The organism is Paenarthrobacter aurescens (assembly GCF_041549525.1).
GTDB lineage: Bacteria > Actinomycetota > Actinomycetes > Actinomycetales > Micrococcaceae > Arthrobacter > Arthrobacter aurescens.
In genome coordinates, this window is the sequence record NZ_CP157456.1 from 3682175 (window position 1) to 3697719 (window position 15545).

The 15545-nt window shown below is 62.4% G+C and carries 16 protein-coding genes; 6 read left to right on the plus strand and 10 right to left on the minus strand.

What is annotated here, in order from left to right:
• The first annotated feature begins 4 nt into the window (after positions 1 to 4).
• Positions 5 to 703 carry a DUF624 domain-containing protein gene (locus ABI796_RS17070; protein ID WP_246095633.1) on the plus strand — a complete coding sequence of 233 codons (699 nt, stop codon included), beginning with the start codon at positions 5 to 7 and terminating at the stop codon, positions 701 to 703.
• Between the two features lie 17 nt (positions 704 to 720).
• Complete coding sequence (locus ABI796_RS17075) at positions 721 to 2475, plus strand: glycoside hydrolase family 35 protein (RefSeq protein WP_141280667.1); 1755 nt, start codon at positions 721 to 723, stop codon at positions 2473 to 2475.
• A 745-nt stretch (positions 2476 to 3220) separates the two neighbouring features.
• Here the strand turns inward: ABI796_RS17075 and ABI796_RS17080 are convergent.
• The 3 genes from ABI796_RS17080 to ABI796_RS17090 all read right to left on the minus strand — a co-directional run bounded on the left by ABI796_RS17080 (position 3221) and on the right by ABI796_RS17090 (position 6428).
• Positions 3221 to 3562 (minus strand): hypothetical protein, encoded by a 342-nt coding sequence (locus tag ABI796_RS17080; protein ID WP_141280665.1) that lies wholly within the window; start codon positions 3560 to 3562, stop codon positions 3221 to 3223.
• Between the two features lie 89 nt (positions 3563 to 3651).
• Positions 3652 to 5370 carry an amidase gene (locus ABI796_RS17085; RefSeq protein WP_141280664.1) on the minus strand — a complete coding sequence of 573 codons (1719 nt, stop codon included), beginning with the start codon at positions 5368 to 5370 and terminating at the stop codon, positions 3652 to 3654.
• Positions 5370 to 6428, minus strand: coding sequence for an agmatine/peptidylarginine deiminase (locus tag ABI796_RS17090; protein WP_141280662.1), 1059 nt, complete (start codon positions 6426 to 6428; stop codon positions 5370 to 5372). The genes ABI796_RS17085 and ABI796_RS17090 overlap by 1 nt, the downstream gene beginning before the upstream one ends.
• An 81-nt stretch (positions 6429 to 6509) precedes the next feature.
• Between ABI796_RS17090 and ABI796_RS17095 the strand changes: the two genes are divergently transcribed.
• The 3 genes from ABI796_RS17095 (at position 6510) to ABI796_RS17105 (ending at position 8350) form a co-directional block, all read left to right on the plus strand.
• On the plus strand, positions 6510 to 7145 hold the full coding sequence (locus ABI796_RS17095; RefSeq protein WP_141280660.1) for a TetR/AcrR family transcriptional regulator: 636 nt from the start codon (positions 6510 to 6512) through the stop codon (positions 7143 to 7145).
• Between the two features lie 49 nt (positions 7146 to 7194).
• Positions 7195 to 7845 carry a CG0192-related protein gene (locus tag ABI796_RS17100; RefSeq protein ID WP_141280658.1) on the plus strand — a complete coding sequence of 217 codons (651 nt, stop codon included), beginning with the start codon at positions 7195 to 7197 and terminating at the stop codon, positions 7843 to 7845.
• 82 nt (positions 7846 to 7927) lie between these two features.
• On the plus strand, positions 7928 to 8350 hold the full coding sequence (locus tag ABI796_RS17105; RefSeq protein ID WP_141280656.1) for a hypothetical protein: 423 nt from the start codon (positions 7928 to 7930) through the stop codon (positions 8348 to 8350).
• A gap of 56 nt (positions 8351 to 8406) precedes the next feature.
• Here the strand turns inward: ABI796_RS17105 and ABI796_RS17110 are convergent, their stop codons facing one another.
• The 7 genes from ABI796_RS17110 to ABI796_RS17140 all read right to left on the minus strand — a co-directional run bounded on the left by ABI796_RS17110 (position 8407) and on the right by ABI796_RS17140 (position 13678).
• On the minus strand, positions 8407 to 8709 hold the full coding sequence (locus tag ABI796_RS17110; protein ID WP_141280654.1) for a DUF3040 domain-containing protein: 303 nt from the start codon (positions 8707 to 8709) through the stop codon (positions 8407 to 8409).
• 153 nt (positions 8710 to 8862) lie between these two features.
• Positions 8863 to 9258, minus strand: a complete 396-nt coding sequence (locus tag ABI796_RS17115; protein WP_141281037.1) for a RidA family protein — start codon at positions 9256 to 9258, stop codon at positions 8863 to 8865.
• A 5-nt stretch (positions 9259 to 9263) separates the two neighbouring features.
• A complete protein-coding gene (locus ABI796_RS17120) occupies positions 9264 to 10166 on the minus strand; it encodes an ABC transporter substrate-binding protein (RefSeq protein WP_141280653.1) in 903 nt (300 codons plus the stop codon).
• Between the two features lie 42 nt (positions 10167 to 10208).
• Positions 10209 to 10976 (minus strand): amino acid ABC transporter ATP-binding protein, encoded by a 768-nt coding sequence (locus ABI796_RS17125; protein WP_141280651.1) that lies wholly within the window; start codon positions 10974 to 10976, stop codon positions 10209 to 10211.
• A complete protein-coding gene (locus ABI796_RS17130) occupies positions 10973 to 11908 on the minus strand; it encodes an amino acid ABC transporter permease (RefSeq protein ID WP_141280649.1) in 936 nt (311 codons plus the stop codon). Before ABI796_RS17130 ends, ABI796_RS17125 begins: the two co-directional genes overlap by 4 nt.
• Complete coding sequence (locus tag ABI796_RS17135; protein WP_141280647.1) at positions 11905 to 12885, minus strand: membrane dipeptidase; 981 nt, start codon at positions 12883 to 12885, stop codon at positions 11905 to 11907. The genes ABI796_RS17130 and ABI796_RS17135 overlap by 4 nt, the downstream gene beginning before the upstream one ends.
• A 25-nt stretch (positions 12886 to 12910) precedes the next feature.
• Positions 12911 to 13678: an IclR family transcriptional regulator gene (locus ABI796_RS17140; protein WP_141280645.1), complete on the minus strand. Its 768-nt coding sequence runs from the start codon at positions 13676 to 13678 to the stop codon at positions 12911 to 12913.
• A 223-nt stretch (positions 13679 to 13901) separates the two neighbouring features.
• Between ABI796_RS17140 and ABI796_RS17145 the strand changes: the two genes are divergently transcribed.
• Entirely contained in the window at positions 13902 to 15545 is a 1644-nt protein-coding gene (locus ABI796_RS17145) for a hypothetical protein (RefSeq protein ID WP_141280643.1), read from the plus strand.

Genomic DNA, 15545 nt, shown 5'->3' on the forward strand with positions numbered 1-15545 from the left:
CATTGTGAGCGCTAAACCGCGGCGGTGGGCCGGGCCAGGATTCGAGACCTTCGGGAGCATTTTCGGGTTCATCTACACCTTCCTGGCCGGGAACGTCCTGCTCGCAGCGGCCAACGCCCCCTTGGTCCTCAGCCTTTCGCTGGTGGCCGACCCCGCTGCCTCCTGGCCGTTCTTCCTGGCGCTCTCGGTCACCATTGCGCCGTCGCTCGCCGGCATCTTCGCCGCCTTCAAGGCCTTGAACGACGACGGCGGCGCGGTCAAGCCGGTTGCTGGGTTCCTTCGCGGATACAAGCGCAGTTTCGCCAAGGCCGCGCTGCTGGGCGTGGGGGCAGCGGCCATGCTGATGTTCCTCGGCGTGGACCTGGCCGTCATCCAGAACAACTCCGCCTCCCTTCCGGGTGCAGCGCTTCTGGTGCCGCTGATCGTCGTAGCAGCCGCCGTAACGGTGACCCTTTCGGTCACGGCGATTGCCGGCGTCGTACTCCTGCCTGAAGCGAGGCTGAAAAGCGTCCTCAAGGCCGCGCTGTACCTCGCCGTTCAGCGCTGGTACCTCAGCCTGGCCATGCTGATCCTGCTGGGCATCATCGTCTCCGCCGCCGTGATGCAACCGGTCCTGGGCATCGCACTGGCCCCGGCCCCGCTGCTGTTCGTGATCTGGAGCAACGCCTCGTACGCTTTCCACGCCGTGCTCCGTACCCCGTAAAACTGTTAGGACCTTTCTTGGACACGTTCACCATTGGCGATCAGGACTTCCTCCTGAACGATCGGCCTTTCCGGATCCTCTCCGGGGCCATCCACTATTTCCGGGTTCACCCGGACCTGTGGGCTGACCGGATCCGCAAGGCACGGCTCATGGGCTTGAACACCATTGAGACGTACGTGCCGTGGAACGAGCACTCGCCTGTTCCCGGTTCTTTTGTTGCCGAGGGCGGACTGGATCTCGGGCGGTTCCTTGATCTGGTGGCCGATTCCGGGATGCACGCGATTGTCCGCCCGGGCCCCTACATTTGCGCCGAATGGGACAGCGGTGGGTTGCCCGCATGGCTGTTCTCGGACCCCACCGTGGGCGTGCGCAGCAGCGAGCCCGGCTACTTGGCCGCCGTCTCTGCTTATATGGAGGCCGTGCTGGCTTTGGTGGTGCCACGCCAGATCTCGCGGGGCGGGCCCGTGATCATGTTCCAGATAGAGAACGAATACGGTGCTTACGGCAGCGACAAGGCCTACTTGCAGCACCTGGTTGACCTGTCCAAGCGCTTGGGGGTGGATGTTCCGCTGTTCACCTGCGATCAGCCGTTCGGGACCATGATCGAGGACGGCTCCCTGCCTGAGCTGCACAAAACCGGGACCTTTGGGTCGCGTGCTGACGAGCGGCTTGCCTTCCTGCGGGAACGGCAACCCACTGGCCCACTGATGTGCGCCGAGTTCTGGAACGGCTGGTTCGACAACTGGGGAACGCACCATCACACCACCGACGCCGCTGTTTCCGCCGCCGAACTGGATGCGCTGCTGACCGCCGGGGCTTCCGTGAACATCTACATGTTCCATGGGGGCACCAACTTCGGGTTCAGCAACGGGGCGAACGACAAGGGTATTTACGAGCCCACCATCACCTCGTACGACTACGACGCGCCGCTCTCCGAAGACGGACAGCCCACGGCCAAGTACTTTGCCTTCCGGGACGTCATTGCCAAGCACTTCCCGGTTCCTTCCGAGGTACCTGCCGCGCGGCCGTCGCTGACGTCTTCCGTAGTGTCCGTCTCCGGGTCCACGCCATTGCTGTCCATCCCGCCTGCTACGCAACTGGTTCCCGGCCCGGTTCCGCCGGTGGAAATCACCGGGCATTACCGAGGCTTCTACCTCTACGAAGTGATGCTGCAGGGCGGCGGAGTCTTGTCCTTCTCAGAGGTCCGGGACCGGGCACAGTTCTTCCTGGACGGAGTGCCTGTGGGGGTACTGAGCCGGGAAGCGGGCGAGCGCGCGGTAGTCATCCCCCATGGTGGCCGCCTTCAGGTTCTTCTGGAAGACCAAGGCCGGGTGAACTACGGGCAGAGGATCGGCGAGGCCAAAGGGCTGATCGGACCCGCGTTGCTCAACGGCGTGGAGGTAGTGGACTGGGAAATAGGCGCTGTTGACCTGAAGTCCCTGGATGCCTTCCGTGATGCCGCGCTGCCGTTTCCGGACGGCCACCCCGCCCACGCTGGAGTGGCCGGACCTTCCCTCTCCTTCGCCACCTTTGAAGCCGACGGCCCCGGCGACCGGTTCCTCCGCCTGGACGGCTGGACCAAGGGCAATGCCTTCATCAACGGCTTCAACATTGGCAGATATTGGAGTCGCGGTCCGCAGCGCACCCTCTATGTGCCCGGTCCGCTGATCCGCGAAGGCGCCAACGAGCTCGCCATCCTGGAACTTCACGGAAGCGCGACGCGTGAGGTGAGTTTCGCCGTCGGGCCTGACGTGGGCCCCGACGAAAAGTAACCCTCTCACATCCCTCGGGCCACCCACCAACCTTCTCTCACATCCCCTCCCCCTTTCCCCGATCCCCTCTCACTGCCCTGAAGAAAGTGATAGACGGTCCCGGAAAAGGGAATGGGAAGTGATAGACGGTCCCGGCTAAAGCAACGGGACGTGATAGACGGTCCCGGCTAAAGCAACGGGAAGTGATAGAGGGTGCAAAAAGGGGGCCGGCTAATGAGCCGCGGCAGAGCTCGACGTACTTGGTGCCGGCTTCCTCGAACTCCACGGAAGCGCCACGCGTGAGGTGAGCTTCGCCGTCGGGTCCCCACCAACCTTCTCTCACATCCCCTCCCCCTTTCACCGATCCCCTCTCACTGCCCTGAAGAAAGTGATAGACGGTCCCGGCTAGAGCAACGGGACGTGATAGACGGTCCCGGAAAAGGGAATGGGAAGTGATAGAGGGTGCAAAAAGGGGCCGGCTGATGGGCCGCGGCAGAGCTCGACGTACTTGGTGCCGGCTTCCTCGAACTCCACGGAAGCGCCACGCGTGAGGTGAGCTTCGCCGTCGGGCCTGACCTGGGCCCCGACGAAAAGTAACCCTCTCTCACATCCCCTCCCCCTTTCACCGATCCCCTCTCACTGCCCTGAAGAAAGTGATAGACGGTCCCGGCTAAAGCAATGGGAAGTGATAGAGGGTGCAAAAAGGGACCGGCTGATGAGCCGGTCCCTTTTGTGCGTGTCAGATGCAGTCAGCGCGCGGGCGTCATTAGCCGCGGCAGAGCTCGCCGTACTTGGTGCCGGCTTCCTGGTATGCCTGGCCGAGCTCGCCAAGCTTCGCCTCGTCCGGGGTTTCCTTGGACTGCTCATCCATGTACTCCAGGATGGCGGTGACAACCGGCTTCATTTCGTCCGATGCAACGACTTCGATGGGCCGGATAGCGTTGGCCACACGGTTGGTGGCGGTCTTGCTCGCGTTCTGGGGAATGCTGGAGGCGGCCACACCAACGCGGTCGCAGGTTTCAGCCGTGGTGAGCTGCTGCTGGGCGGAACAGGCGGATGCCGAGGCGATGAGCCCGGCAGCGATCAGGACAGTGGTGAGTTTCTTCATGATTCCCTCAGTGGTCGACGTCCCTTTGATTGTAAACAGAGCAGCGGCCGCATCACGCATTAGGTCGGGCTTGCCCACAGCTGAACCCGTTACAGCGCTGGCGTCCGGGGCGGAGAAGTGCGCCGCGAACCTGTGGCTTCGAAGGCGGCAGCCAACGCCAGCAGAGCAGTATCGTCATAGGCGCGGCCGGCGAAGGTCAGGCCCACGGGCATGCCGATATCCGCCATGGTTCCCATCGGCACAGTCACCGTGGGGATTCCCAGGTGCCTCGGGACGAGGTTGCCGTTGGCCACCCACACCCCGTTGCGCCAGCCGAGGTCCGCCGAATCAGGGTTGACGTCCATGTCCGCCGGCCCCACATCCGCTACGGCCGGGAACAGGACGGCATCCAAACCCAGCCCGTCCATCCACTCCTCAAGGTCCACTCGCCGCGTTTCTTCGAGCCCGCGGAGTCCATGTTCCAGTTCAGGGATCTCAGTAAGATGCGAAACCCCGCGCTCACGGACGTGCTCCGGATAGTCCGCAATGTCGTCGTCGAATCCGGTGTAGCGGTCTGCAAGCGCGCCCTTCGGGTGAGGGAAAATCGCTGCACCATCCACATCGGCAAGCGTGTTGAGTGCGGGGTCGCCGTTGGCACGGAGGAAGTCGTCCCACGCCCAAGCCGACAGGTCCTCGATTTCACGCTTGAGGTACTCAGGGGTGACAAGGCCCCGGGTGGCGATAGTGGGAGCGCCCGGTCGGTCGCCTTCATAGTTTGTGACCACCGGGAAGTCCACCAGCACAACCTCGGCCCCGGCCTCTTCCAGGTCCCGCTTCGCGGCCTCCCACAAGTCAATAATGGAGGCCCGCGTCTCGATCTTCTGCCCGGTGGGACCGCCGATGCCCGGATTGGCGCTGGTGCCGGCTTCGGCGTCGGCGTTGATGTACATGCGCGGCACTCCGAAGCGTTTGCCCCGCAAAGCCAGCGGTCCGTCGTCGGACTTTTCCGGTGACAGCGCGAGGTAGGACTCCGGGCACACCTCGGAAGCTTTGGGGATCTGAACCCAGGGCTGGACGCGCCAGAAGTCGCCGCGGGTCTCGGAGTCGTCGGCCACGATCACGTCCAGCAACTCCAACATGTCCGCCATGGTCCGCGTATGCGGGACCACTACGTCCATGGTGGGGACCAGCGGCCAGTTGCCGCGCACGGAGATGACGCCGCGGGAGGGCGTGTAGGCGCACAGAGCATTGTTCGACGCCGGTGCGCGGCCACTTGACCAGGTTTCCTCACCCAGGCCGAAGGCGGCGAAGCTGGCGGCAGTTGCGGTGCCGGAACCGTTGGAGGAACCGGAGCCGAACGCGGCCGTGAGGAAATCGGCGTTGTAGGGGCTTTCGGCCCGCCCGTAGACACCGCGCTGCATGCCGCCGTTGGCCATGGGCGGCATGTTGGTCAGGCCGATCAGCACGGCACCGGCCTCCCTGAGGCGTTCGATGGTGAAGGCGTCCCGCTGCGCAACAAGGTGCTCGAAGGCAGGCGAACCGGCTGCGGCAGTGAGACCTTTGGCGAGGTAGCTGTCCTTGGCCGTGTAGGGGATGCCATCCAACGGACCCCGGACAGTCCCCCGCGCCCGTCGCTCATCCGATGCCCGGGCATCTGCCAAAGCACTGGGGTTCATGACCACCAGAGCGTTGAGTTTGATGCCGTTGTGGTCGTAAGCCTCAATCCGGTCAAGATACGCCCGGGTGAGCTGTTCGCTGGTCACCTCCCCGGTTTCCAGCGCTGCACGCAATTGGGCGATGGAGGCTTCAACGACGTCGAAGGGAGCCATTACGCTGCACCCCCGGTGAGCTGGGCTTCGCCAAGACGCGGCTGCTGCTGGGTGATGCAGTGGATGCCGCCGCCCCGGGCAAGGATGGGACGGGCGTCTATGGTGACCACGCGGCGGCCAGGGTAGGCCTCGCCCAGGATTTCTGCTGCGAGCGAGTCCGCACGTTCTTCCCCGTACCCACAAGCGATCACGCCGCCGTTGACCACGAGGTGGTTCACGTAGCTCCAGTCCACAAAGCCGTCTTCGTCGCGAAGCGTTTCCGGCGCGGGCAGCGGAACAACGTCGAAAGGCTTGCCCTTCGCGTCGGTCTGGGTTTCCAGGAATGAGTGCAGTGTGCGGCTGACCTCGTAGTCCGGGTGTTCCGGGTTGGTCTGGGAGTGCAGCAGGATCCGGCCGGGAGCCGGGAGGGTTGCCACCATGTCGATGTGGCCCCGCGTGCCAAAGTCCTCGTAGTCGCGGGTTAGGCCGCGGGGAACCCAGATGACCTTGCTGGCGCCAATGGTGCGGGCCAGTTCAGCCTCCACTGCCGCCTTGTCCGCGTAGGGGTTCCGATTTGGATCGAGCTGGACCGTTTCGGTGATCAGCACCGTTCCTTCACCGTCAACATGGATGGCGCCGCCCTCGTTTACCAGGAGGGAGCTGACCAGTTCGGCGCCGGACTTTTCGGCAACAAAACGGCCCAGACGGGCGCTCCTCTGCCATTCGGACCAGGCGGGCGCACCCCAGCCGTTGAAGATCCAGTCCACTGCGCCAAGCACCTCGGGACGTTCATCATCGAGCACAAAGGTGGGTCCGACGTCGCGCATCCAGAACTCATCCAACGGCGCCTCGATCTGCTCGATGCCACTGCCCAGCATGCGGGCGGCACGATCACGCTCGCTGGGGTCCACCACCATGGTGACCGGCTCGAATTCGGCCACGGCGTGAGCCACGGCTGTCCAGGCCGCGTAAGCCTCTTCGGCGGAGGCAGCGTCCTCGCCCAGGGTCACGCCGGTACGGGGAAACGCCATCCAAGTGCGCTCATGCTGTGCGGTTTCGGCCGGCATTCTCCAAGCCATGGGTGACTCCTTCGTCTTAGTGCAGGTTCTTGTTGATCACTCGATCAACAATGATGAAAAGGTAATCTAGACTGGTCCTTGATGTCAAGCACTCCACAGAAGCGCGCGGTCCGGAAGTCTCCCGCAGAGCGCGCCGCAGAAATCACCGAAGCCGCCCGCGAGATCGCTCTCGAGGCCGGGCTCACAGCCCTCACACTGCGAAATGTTGCTGCCCGCGTGGGGGTTGCGTCGGGTCTGGTGGCCCACTATCAGCCCACAATGGACGCACTGGTCTCCACCACGTTCGCCACCATCGTGGCCGCGGAAACGCAGGAAGTTTCAAGCCTGCTGAGCCAGCAGCCCGGCCCGTCCGAACGCTTGGGCGTCCTGGTGGAAACGCTGCTGGACAACAGCCGGCTGGACGTCACGGCGATCTGGGTGGAAGCGTGGACGCTGGGGCGCCGCAATGAAACTCTGGCAACCGCTGTCCGCGAGCAAATGGATGCCTGGCAGAGGGTTTTCCAGGACGTAGTGGAGGAGGGACACGCCACCGGGGCCTTCAACGTTACCGATCCCGCCGCCGTAGCATGGCAGATTCTTGGCATGGTGGACGGCCTGAACGCCCAGGCCCTGGTGCGCTGGGACGGCGTCAACAACCGCGGCACGCATCTTGCCCACGCTGTGGAGGGCATGGTGGGCGCCGCACGAGGCTCACTGGTGACCAAACCGGACGCCTAGGGACGCCTGGTCTTCGGCAGCTTGCAACCCCTGCCCTAGGCTGGGGAGCATGGCGATCATTTACAAGGCAACCCTGTCCCCGTCCAAGCTCGAACTCATCGCTGACTACCTCCCCAAGCAGCCCTGGTTCATCCAGGATGGTTCCCCGGAGCTCATTGGCGCCTACCGCTTTGATGATCCCGACGGCGAGGTGGGCCTCGAGACGCACGTTGTCGCGGCCGGCGAGCGCGTCTACCACGTTCCCCTGAGCTACCGCGGCTACGAACTTGCCGGTGCTGGGGAGTGGCTCATCGGAACCATGGATCACTCGGTCCTGGGTAAGCGCTGGGTTTACGACGCCTGCGCGGATCCCGTCTACGTCAAAGCCCTCGCCACCGCTATTTTGACCGGCCAGGAAGAGGCCACGCAGTTTGTGGACGGCGAACCGGAGCCCCGGCCCAGCACCGTTACGGTGAAGGGCAGCGGAAAGCTCGACGGCGGCGTCCCCGCTTTGAGTGCCTCGGCGCCTGTGACAGGCAGCGGTGTGACCATCATTGATGCCGGCGAGCTGCGCTTGAAGGTAACCCGGGTTCTGGACGTGGCCGCAGATGCTTCGGCCAACACTGCTGCAGCTCCCGAGCTCCACGGGGACCTTATTCTCAACGGACAGTGGGCCGGGCTGGAGGAGCCGGTGGAGTTGGCCTCGGTAGTGCGGAACTGACCTCAAACGCCGGGCATCTGTTGGCCACAGATGCTGCAGCGTAGGCTGGCAAGAGATCGTGTCACTACGTGAGGAGTTCAGCATGTACAGAACGCAAAGCATCATTCCCGCCGCGCAGGATCTTGCCCGTGAGTGGGTAACGCATGCGACGGAGGGCACCTCCGCGCAGACAGATGCAGTGGTGAGGTGGGCTTTGGCCCGGATCAATCACGCCGACGTTCCCTCTGTGGTCCACGGCGTAATGCTCACCTTGACCGGCAACAAAAAGGCCGCCAAGGAAGCTAAGCGCACCGCTGCCAGGGCAGTCAGGAAAGCCACCCAGGCACTCAGCCGGAAGACCACACAGCGCAGCTCCGGCCGTGCCATATGGTTCACTGCCATTGCCGCTGCCTTGGTGGGAGCGGGCGCAGTGTTTGCCTGGCGTACCATGCTGCCGCCGGGCGAACCTGATCCGGTCAAGCAGCCAGAGACCCCCGTTAAACCGCCGGTGCCCCCCGTTCCCTAGTTAACACTCTCCCTGGGAAGCACCCTTCCCTGGGGACCGCCTTCTACAACCGAGGCTCAGGGGGCGGGGTGGTCGTTGTGCCGTTGTATCCGCCTGCGCAGTGACCACACGGCCATGAGCCAATACGCTCCGCCGCTGGCCAGCAGGAATCCCACTACGCCCAGAATGACCAGCTGGGTAATGATCCCGGCAATGACCATGACGAAGCCGGCCAGAACCGCCGTGATGCCAAGAACTGTGCGCGCCACGGCTCCGCGCAGGCGTCCGGACTTCAGCTCATAGGCGAGGTCCGGATCGGTTGAAGCGAGATCCCGCTCCAGCTCCTCCAAGCTCCTGCGTTCTTCGTCCGACAAGGACATCGGAGTTCCTCACCACATGAGCAATCGGTGCTCAGTCCACCAGCACGTGCGCTGCATGCCGTGCCATGCCTTCATTATCTTCCCGTTGAAGCAATTCAGCTACAGGCAGGAAGCCCGGCGTACCGTGCGGCCTGGCCAGATTGTTTGGGTGTTTCAACCTGCTGAAGTGACCGCCGCCGTCGCGGTCAGTTCCACCTTCATGCCCGGGATGCCGAGTTGATTGACACCCAAGGCGCAGCGAACCGGGCGCGGGGCCGAAAAGTACTCACGGTAGAGCTCGTTGAAGACGGCCCGTTCGGTCATATCAGTGAAGTAGATGGTCATATGCATCACGTGATCAAGGCAGCTTCCCGCCCGCTCGAGCGCATAACGCAGGTTGTCCAGCACCTGCCTGGACTGCGCCTCAATACCGTCCGGCATGGTGCCGTCGGGGCTCGTCGGGATCTGGGTGGTCCAGACTACCCCGCCAGCTGTTGCGGTATCTGAGTAGAGGGCAGCTTCCGGATCTGCACCCGGCTCCGGAATGAACGTGACTGCTTGCTGTGCCAGAGCCATTAGCTCGTGTGCGCTTTCGACTCGGTGATCTTGGCGCTCTCAAGGCCCCACTTGGCGAAAATCTCGCTGTACTTCCCGTCAGCGATCAACTTGTTGAAAGCTGCCTGGAACGCGCTGGAGAGCTTGCTTCCCTTGGGCAACGCGATGCCGCCCTCAACCGTGTGGAAGACTTTGCCCGCGGTCTTGAGCTTTCCTTTGGACTGCTGGGCCACGTAGCCGGCAACCTCTGCGCCCATGCCGGTTGCATCGGCACGTCCACTGGTGACTGCCAGGGTTGCCTGGTCCTGCGTCTTGTAGCCTTGGATCTGCACTGCCGGCTTGCCGGCCTTTTCGCATTCCTTGCCTGCGTCTTCGGCATAGGTCATTTCGTATGAGCCGCTCTGCAGGGCTACTGACCGTCCGCAGAGATCGGCAAAGCTGTCGATTGCGCCCTTGCTGTCATCGCCGCGGACCAAGTACTGCGAGCCGCTCTGGAAGAAGGACACCATGTCTACTGCCTTGGTGCGTTCCTCGGTGATCCAGAAACCGGCGAAGCTCGCTTGGTACCGCTGCGACTGAAATGCGGGAACGATCGCGTCGAACGCCACTGTGGTTGGCTTGATGGTGACTCCCATCAGCTCACCGGCGGCGGTCCACATCTCGGGTTCAATGCCCACCATCTTGTCGCCCTCCATGAAGTCCATGGGAGGGTAGGCGGAGTCGACCGCGATCTCGATGGTGCCGCCCTTCTTGAGTTCTTCAGGAAGGAGCGCCTGGATATCGGCGTTTGCCTTGACCTCGGAATTGGCTGCCGGAGCTGCGGCGCCATTGCCGCATGCTGACAGCAGACCGATGGTCAGGAGTGCTGAAGCTGCCGCCATTGGCTTCTTCAGGGCATGACGGGGCTGGGAAATGGCTTTCATGATCTTCCTTCTTGGGGTGGGGGTAAATGCGGGGTGGACCTCTCAGAGGACCTTTGAAAGAAAAGCCTGTGTTCGGGGGTGTTGGGGATTGTTCAAAACGTCGCGTGGGTTGCCGCTTTCAATGACGGCACCGCCGTCCATGAAGACCAGGGAGTTGCCTACTTCCTTGGCGAACGCCATCTCGTGCGTAATAACCGCCATGGTCATTCCTGATGCCGCCAGCTCCCGCATAACGTCCAGTACTTCGCCCACCAACTCGGGATCCAGCGCAGAGGTGGGTTCGTCAAACAACATCACTTTGGGCCGCATCGCCAGAGCCCGGGCAATGGCGACGCGCTGCTGCTGACCGCCGGAGAGCTGACCCGGGTAGTTACCGGCCTTGTTGCCCAATCCAACGCGCTCCAACAGCTCCAAAGCTTCGGACCGAACGTCGGCGCGCTTCCGGCCACGAACTTGCATGGGTGCTTCCATGATGTTTTCGAGCGCGGTCATGTGGGCGAACAGGTTGAACTTTTGAAAGACCATTCCGACGTCAGCGCGCTGCCTGCATACGTCTTTGTCTTTCATTTCGTGCAGATTGCCGTTGCGCTCGCGGTACCCCACGAGTTCACCGTCTACGTGAATGGTGCCGGCGTCGATCTTTTCCAGGTGGTTGATGAAGCGCAGCATGGTGGACTTACCGGAGCCGGAGGGCCCCACTACGCACATCACCTCACCTGCGTTGAGTGCAAGGTTGATGCCGTTGAGGACGTGGAAATCGCCGTAGTGCTTATGGACATCGCTGACCTGGACCATGGGAAGGGTGTTCATCGGTTGCCTGCCTTCAAGAGACGCCGCATAGTGAACAGCTGCGTGAGTTTGTTTCCCTGGCCGGAGATCTGCTGATCGCTGCGGCCGAACTTGCGCTCCAATCGTGACTGCCCCACGGACAGCACGGACGTGGCCAGGAGGTACCAGAGGCTGGCCACTATGAGTAGCGGAATGGTCTGGAACGTTTGGGCGGAGATGAGGTTGACCTGGTACATCAGGTCCGCCACTGCCACGACGCTCACCAACGACGTGCTCTTGAGCATGGTGATGGTTTCGTTGCCAGCAGGCGGGATCATTACCCGGGATGCCTGCGGAAGGATGATCCGGCGAAGTGTCTTTGCCCGGTTCATTCCCAGAGCACTTGCTGCTTCCACTTGGCCCTTGTCCACGGCTGTGATGCCGGAGCGGACGATTTCGGCCATGTAGGCGGCTTCGTTGAGCACCAGCCCCAAGAGGCTGGCGACAATCGGAGTGATGATCTTGTTGGCGTCCAGGCTGGCGAAGACCGGACCTCCGAACGGGATGCCCAAGTTGATGGACGGGAACAGCACAGCGAGGTTGTACCAAAACACCAACTGCACCAGCAGAGGCGTTCCGCGGAAGAACCAAACAAAGGCCCATGCCGTGTAGGAGGCCACCGGGTTGGATGACAACCGCATGATTGCCAGCACCACTCCCAGGGCGATGCCTAGCACCATGGCCACTACAGTGAGCCAAAGTGTCAGCCACAAGCCTTGCATGATGGGCGGGGCGAAAATGTAGCTTGCCACCACCTCCCATTCGAAGTTGGGGTTGGTGAAGAGGACAAGGATGCCTTGGGCTACCAGGACCAGGATGATGATGGCGAACACGATCCGGCCGGGGCGTCGAAGCGGAATGACCTTGCGCGGGGCTGAAGTTCCCAATGGCTTGGTGGTTGATACGGCGCTCATGCCATGACCTCGCTATACAGACGCATCCAGTTTCCGCCCATGACGGCAGACACTTCTGAAGTGTTGAGTCCGCGTCCGGCCAAGCCATCGGCGATTCCAGCGAAAGACTCCATGGACGTGAACCATTGGGGGTCGTCATCGCCAGGGGACACGGCTGAAGCGGCGCCGTAGTTTTCCAGGAGGGTCCAGCGGCCCTGTCGCATCCAAGCCAGGTCAGCGTCCGTGGTGCTGCCACCAAGGTCGGATCCGATCCCTACATGGTCAATGCCCGCGATGTCCGCGGTTTTGAGGACCATGTCGCACCAAGCATCCAGCGACGCACTGTATTCGGGACCGGCAAGGTTGGGGTACAGCGCACAGCCGATTACACCGCCGCGTGCTGACAGTTCCTTGATGGTGCTGTCTGAAACGTTGCGGGGGTGCGAATACAAGCTCGCAGCGTTGGCGTGGGTGATGGCCACCGGCTTGGAGGAAGCGGCAATTGCGTCTTTGCACGTCCGCTCCCCCACATGCGACAGGTCCACCAAAATACCGTTCTTGTTGAGCTCGCCCACCACTTCGTAGCCAAACCTCGTGAGTCCTGCATCGCCGGGCTCGTAACAGCTGGAGCCGACGTCGTTCTGGTTGTTGTAGGTCAGCTGGAAGATGCGTACGCCGAGCTCGGCGAACAGCCGGACAAAGCGAATGCGGCCCTGCAGCGAGGACGTGTTCTGGAATCCGAGGAGGACTGCGGTGCGGTTCTCAGCCCGGAGCCGGCGGATATCGTCGGTATTCCGCGCGATACCCACCACGTCGCTGTTTTCTTCGATGAATTCACGCCATCGTGCGATGGAGTCCAGGGACTCTACGGCGTCATCCCAAAAACCGCACGTGACCGTAATGCAGTCGACGTCACCGGACCGGATGGTCCTCAGCGTCTCGGACGTGAAGTTTCCGCTTTCCATCCCGTCGACGTATAAAGTGTCGGGTGTTTTCATGGTGTGGTAGTTCCTCTGGCTTGTACTAGTTGGCTGGATGCCACAGCGCATGGAGATTGTCGGCGCCGGCTTTGAGCCTGCGGGCGACGTCCTCGATGTCCAGGCGATCCTCGGGTCCAAGGACCCCGAGTGCTGCAACGCAGTAGCCGCGATCGTCCATCAGGGGGACGGCTACTGCCGTGATCATGTCTTCGTCATCGGGCTCGCGCGCTGAAACGGCATAGCCGTTGCGGCGGACACGGGCCAGTTCGGTTTGTGTTGGGAGTTTCGCGCCGGTCGCCCGGAGTTCATCGACGACGGCGGGATCGGCGAACGCCACCAGCGCGCGTCCCGAGGCACTATCGTCCAAGGCCCAGCTCATTTCTGCGCTGATGTCAGCACGGATACGACGGCGTGGTTCCATACGCTCGACAATGTGGGCAGCATCGCCGTCGAGAATCGCCAGGAATGTGGATTCCCGGGTGGCTTCGGTGAGTTGGCGCATGAGGGGCAGGACCCGCTCCCCGATGCTCGATTGCTCCATGGCTGCCCTGCCCACACGGCTCGCCCTCATGGATAAGCGGTATGAGCCGTCCTCCAGTTGCTCCAGCCATCCTGCACTCACGAACGTGACGAGGTGTTGGTGCAAGGTAGCCCTCGACCAGCCCAGTTGGCGCGACAAAGTGGGTGGCTTGACGGGTCGTCGGTGCTCCGCGATTGCTTCGAGCAGGCCAAGGGCCCGGCTGGCTGAGCTAAGGGTCCGGGTTGCGGACTTCTGAGCGGACTGATCTTCGAGGGCTGATGTCTTTTCCATTTGTCAGGAGCATACGTGTGCTGCGACACAGATACAAGACCTCGATTTCTTAAATGAATATTTTTGCCAAAATCCGCTCTATCGCTGGATTTTGTGTATGTGTATGCTGAACACTGTCACGTATGCGTAGACGTACGCTCAGAATCTCGCCCACACATCCGGGCACACCATGAAGCCATTGAATGGAGCAGGAATGATGCAATTGAGGGATCCGGGGGTCGTCATGACACCCGACGCGCTGGGTGCGCTGCAGCCCACGCGCTTCAGCGCCAGCCGAACGCTGGTCAACAAGATGGTCCAGGAGCGCTGGGTCATCTCCCGGGCAGAATTCAATATCGATGCCTCAGGCCAAGGGAACGCCCGCTATCACGTGGCAGTCAATGATGACTGGTCTTTTGAGTTCGTGGTGTTCTCCAACGCACCGAAGGAGGGCGTTGAGCGGACTGACCGGATCATCGGCAGTCACTGGGACATGATGGGCGCACTCATCGAGGGTGCCGCTGGCGACGAACGCATTGAGCAGACCAAGCGCGAACTGCCCAAACTTTACGGCGGACGAGCCGCGCCAGGAACTTTGATCTGGTGCCGGGCCAACCGCAGCATGCGGGCCTTCGACCTCACTGTTGAGGCCTTGTCCCGCGGCGAACAGCCTCCGGCACGAGTGCTTGGTGCTGTTTGCTACCTCATGCGCAACACCGGATTGGACGGGAACGGCACTTTCGGCACGCGTTCGTTCGCTGCCTACGAGTCAGATCACCCCCTGCGGACGCCGTACCACGCACAGATGCTGACGTCGTATCTCATGCGTGAGTTCAGTCTGGATCTCGCGGAACACATGGCTGCGGCCCGGAGCCACGATGCCGCCACACTGAGCCACGATTTCCGCCGCTTCCTTGGCCTGGGCAACGCCTCCGGTCTCGGCCTCGTGCTCTTCGCCAAGAACCACCCACAGATGGTGGACCGCTGGATTACGCTGCGGGAAGCAAGCCTGGCCGAGGCGCGGGACCTGATTCTGGCCCCGGACGCACCCGAATTGGACCGCTTGGACTCACTGTTGGAACGCGCCGTCAGCTACAAGGCCAAAGACCGCATGCGGTACACCTATCAGCCCGCTGCAGAATTGGTCAGTTCCGAGCTCGCTCAACTCCGCTCCCGACTGGCCGGATTGAGGGCAACGGCGGGAGAACCAGGCAACTTGCTCGACTCCATCTACAAGGCATCTTCAGGGCTAACGTCCGAAACCCGGGAGATCCTCGCTGCATTGCTGCTGGAACTGCTCCCGGCGCCGGAAGACATGGCGAGTCTGATCACCGTTGAAGAGTATGCCCCGGCGTCGCCGGCCACGCCAGTGGGCGAGCTCCTGGACATCATCGCCAAGGACTACGCGTGGGCAACGGGCGTGGATCTGGACGACCCCTCGGCACTCCATTTCGGTTGGTACAAATCCGCGAATGCTGAAGAACCCCGCCGCGGGCCGCTCAAGGACCTCCCTTCAGGCTTCGACGACATGACTCTGGACCTGCCGCAGAAGTTGCAGCACCTGGTCCCTCTTCTGCGCGACATGGATCGCTCCACGACCGCCGGATCCGTGTCGCGCAAGTTCCCGGAGTACCGCGCCACCATTGAACGCCTTCTTGCTTTGCGGGATACCGGCTATCACACCGTCCGCGCCAACACGCGCGATGAGCACTTCAATCCAGCCCACATCATCAGGCTCTTCAACAGCGCCTTCTACGGACTGGACAAGACCAAGGAAGACGGGCCAGTGGGTGTTGTGGGCGTCCTGTTCCACGGCGCCCCCACACCCGCAGAAATTGCCGACGGAACCGGCCATGATTGGCTGTTCCCCGCAGAACCGGAGGACTAA

Excerpts from the sequence above, each read along its gene's own strand:
- ABI796_RS17095 (WP_141280660.1), top strand. The coding sequence starts at position 6,510 with ATGTCAAGCACTCCACAGAAGCGCGCGGTCCGGAAGTCTCCCGCAGAG.
- ABI796_RS17130 (WP_141280649.1), bottom strand. The coding sequence starts at position 11,908 with ATGAGCGCCGTATCAACCACCAAGCCATTGGGAACTTCAGCCCCGCGC.
- ABI796_RS17100 (WP_141280658.1), top strand. The coding sequence starts at position 7,195 with ATGGCGATCATTTACAAGGCAACCCTGTCCCCGTCCAAGCTCGAACTC.
- ABI796_RS17135 (WP_141280647.1), bottom strand. The coding sequence starts at position 12,885 with ATGAAAACACCCGACACTTTATACGTCGACGGGATGGAAAGCGGAAAC.
- ABI796_RS17080 (WP_141280665.1), bottom strand. The coding sequence starts at position 3,562 with ATGAAGAAACTCACCACTGTCCTGATCGCTGCCGGGCTCATCGCCTCG.
- ABI796_RS17105 (WP_141280656.1), top strand. The coding sequence starts at position 7,928 with ATGTACAGAACGCAAAGCATCATTCCCGCCGCGCAGGATCTTGCCCGT.
- ABI796_RS17110 (WP_141280654.1), bottom strand. The coding sequence starts at position 8,709 with ATGTCCTTGTCGGACGAAGAACGCAGGAGCTTGGAGGAGCTGGAGCGG.
- ABI796_RS17120 (WP_141280653.1), bottom strand. The coding sequence starts at position 10,166 with ATGAAAGCCATTTCCCAGCCCCGTCATGCCCTGAAGAAGCCAATGGCG.
- ABI796_RS17090 (WP_141280662.1), bottom strand. The coding sequence starts at position 6,428 with ATGGCTTGGAGAATGCCGGCCGAAACCGCACAGCATGAGCGCACTTGG.
- ABI796_RS17140 (WP_141280645.1), bottom strand. The coding sequence starts at position 13,678 with ATGGAAAAGACATCAGCCCTCGAAGATCAGTCCGCTCAGAAGTCCGCA.
- ABI796_RS17085 (WP_141280664.1), bottom strand. The coding sequence starts at position 5,370 with ATGGCTCCCTTCGACGTCGTTGAAGCCTCCATCGCCCAATTGCGTGCA.
- ABI796_RS17125 (WP_141280651.1), bottom strand. The coding sequence starts at position 10,976 with ATGAACACCCTTCCCATGGTCCAGGTCAGCGATGTCCATAAGCACTAC.
- ABI796_RS17145 (WP_141280643.1), top strand. The coding sequence starts at position 13,902 with ATGACACCCGACGCGCTGGGTGCGCTGCAGCCCACGCGCTTCAGCGCC.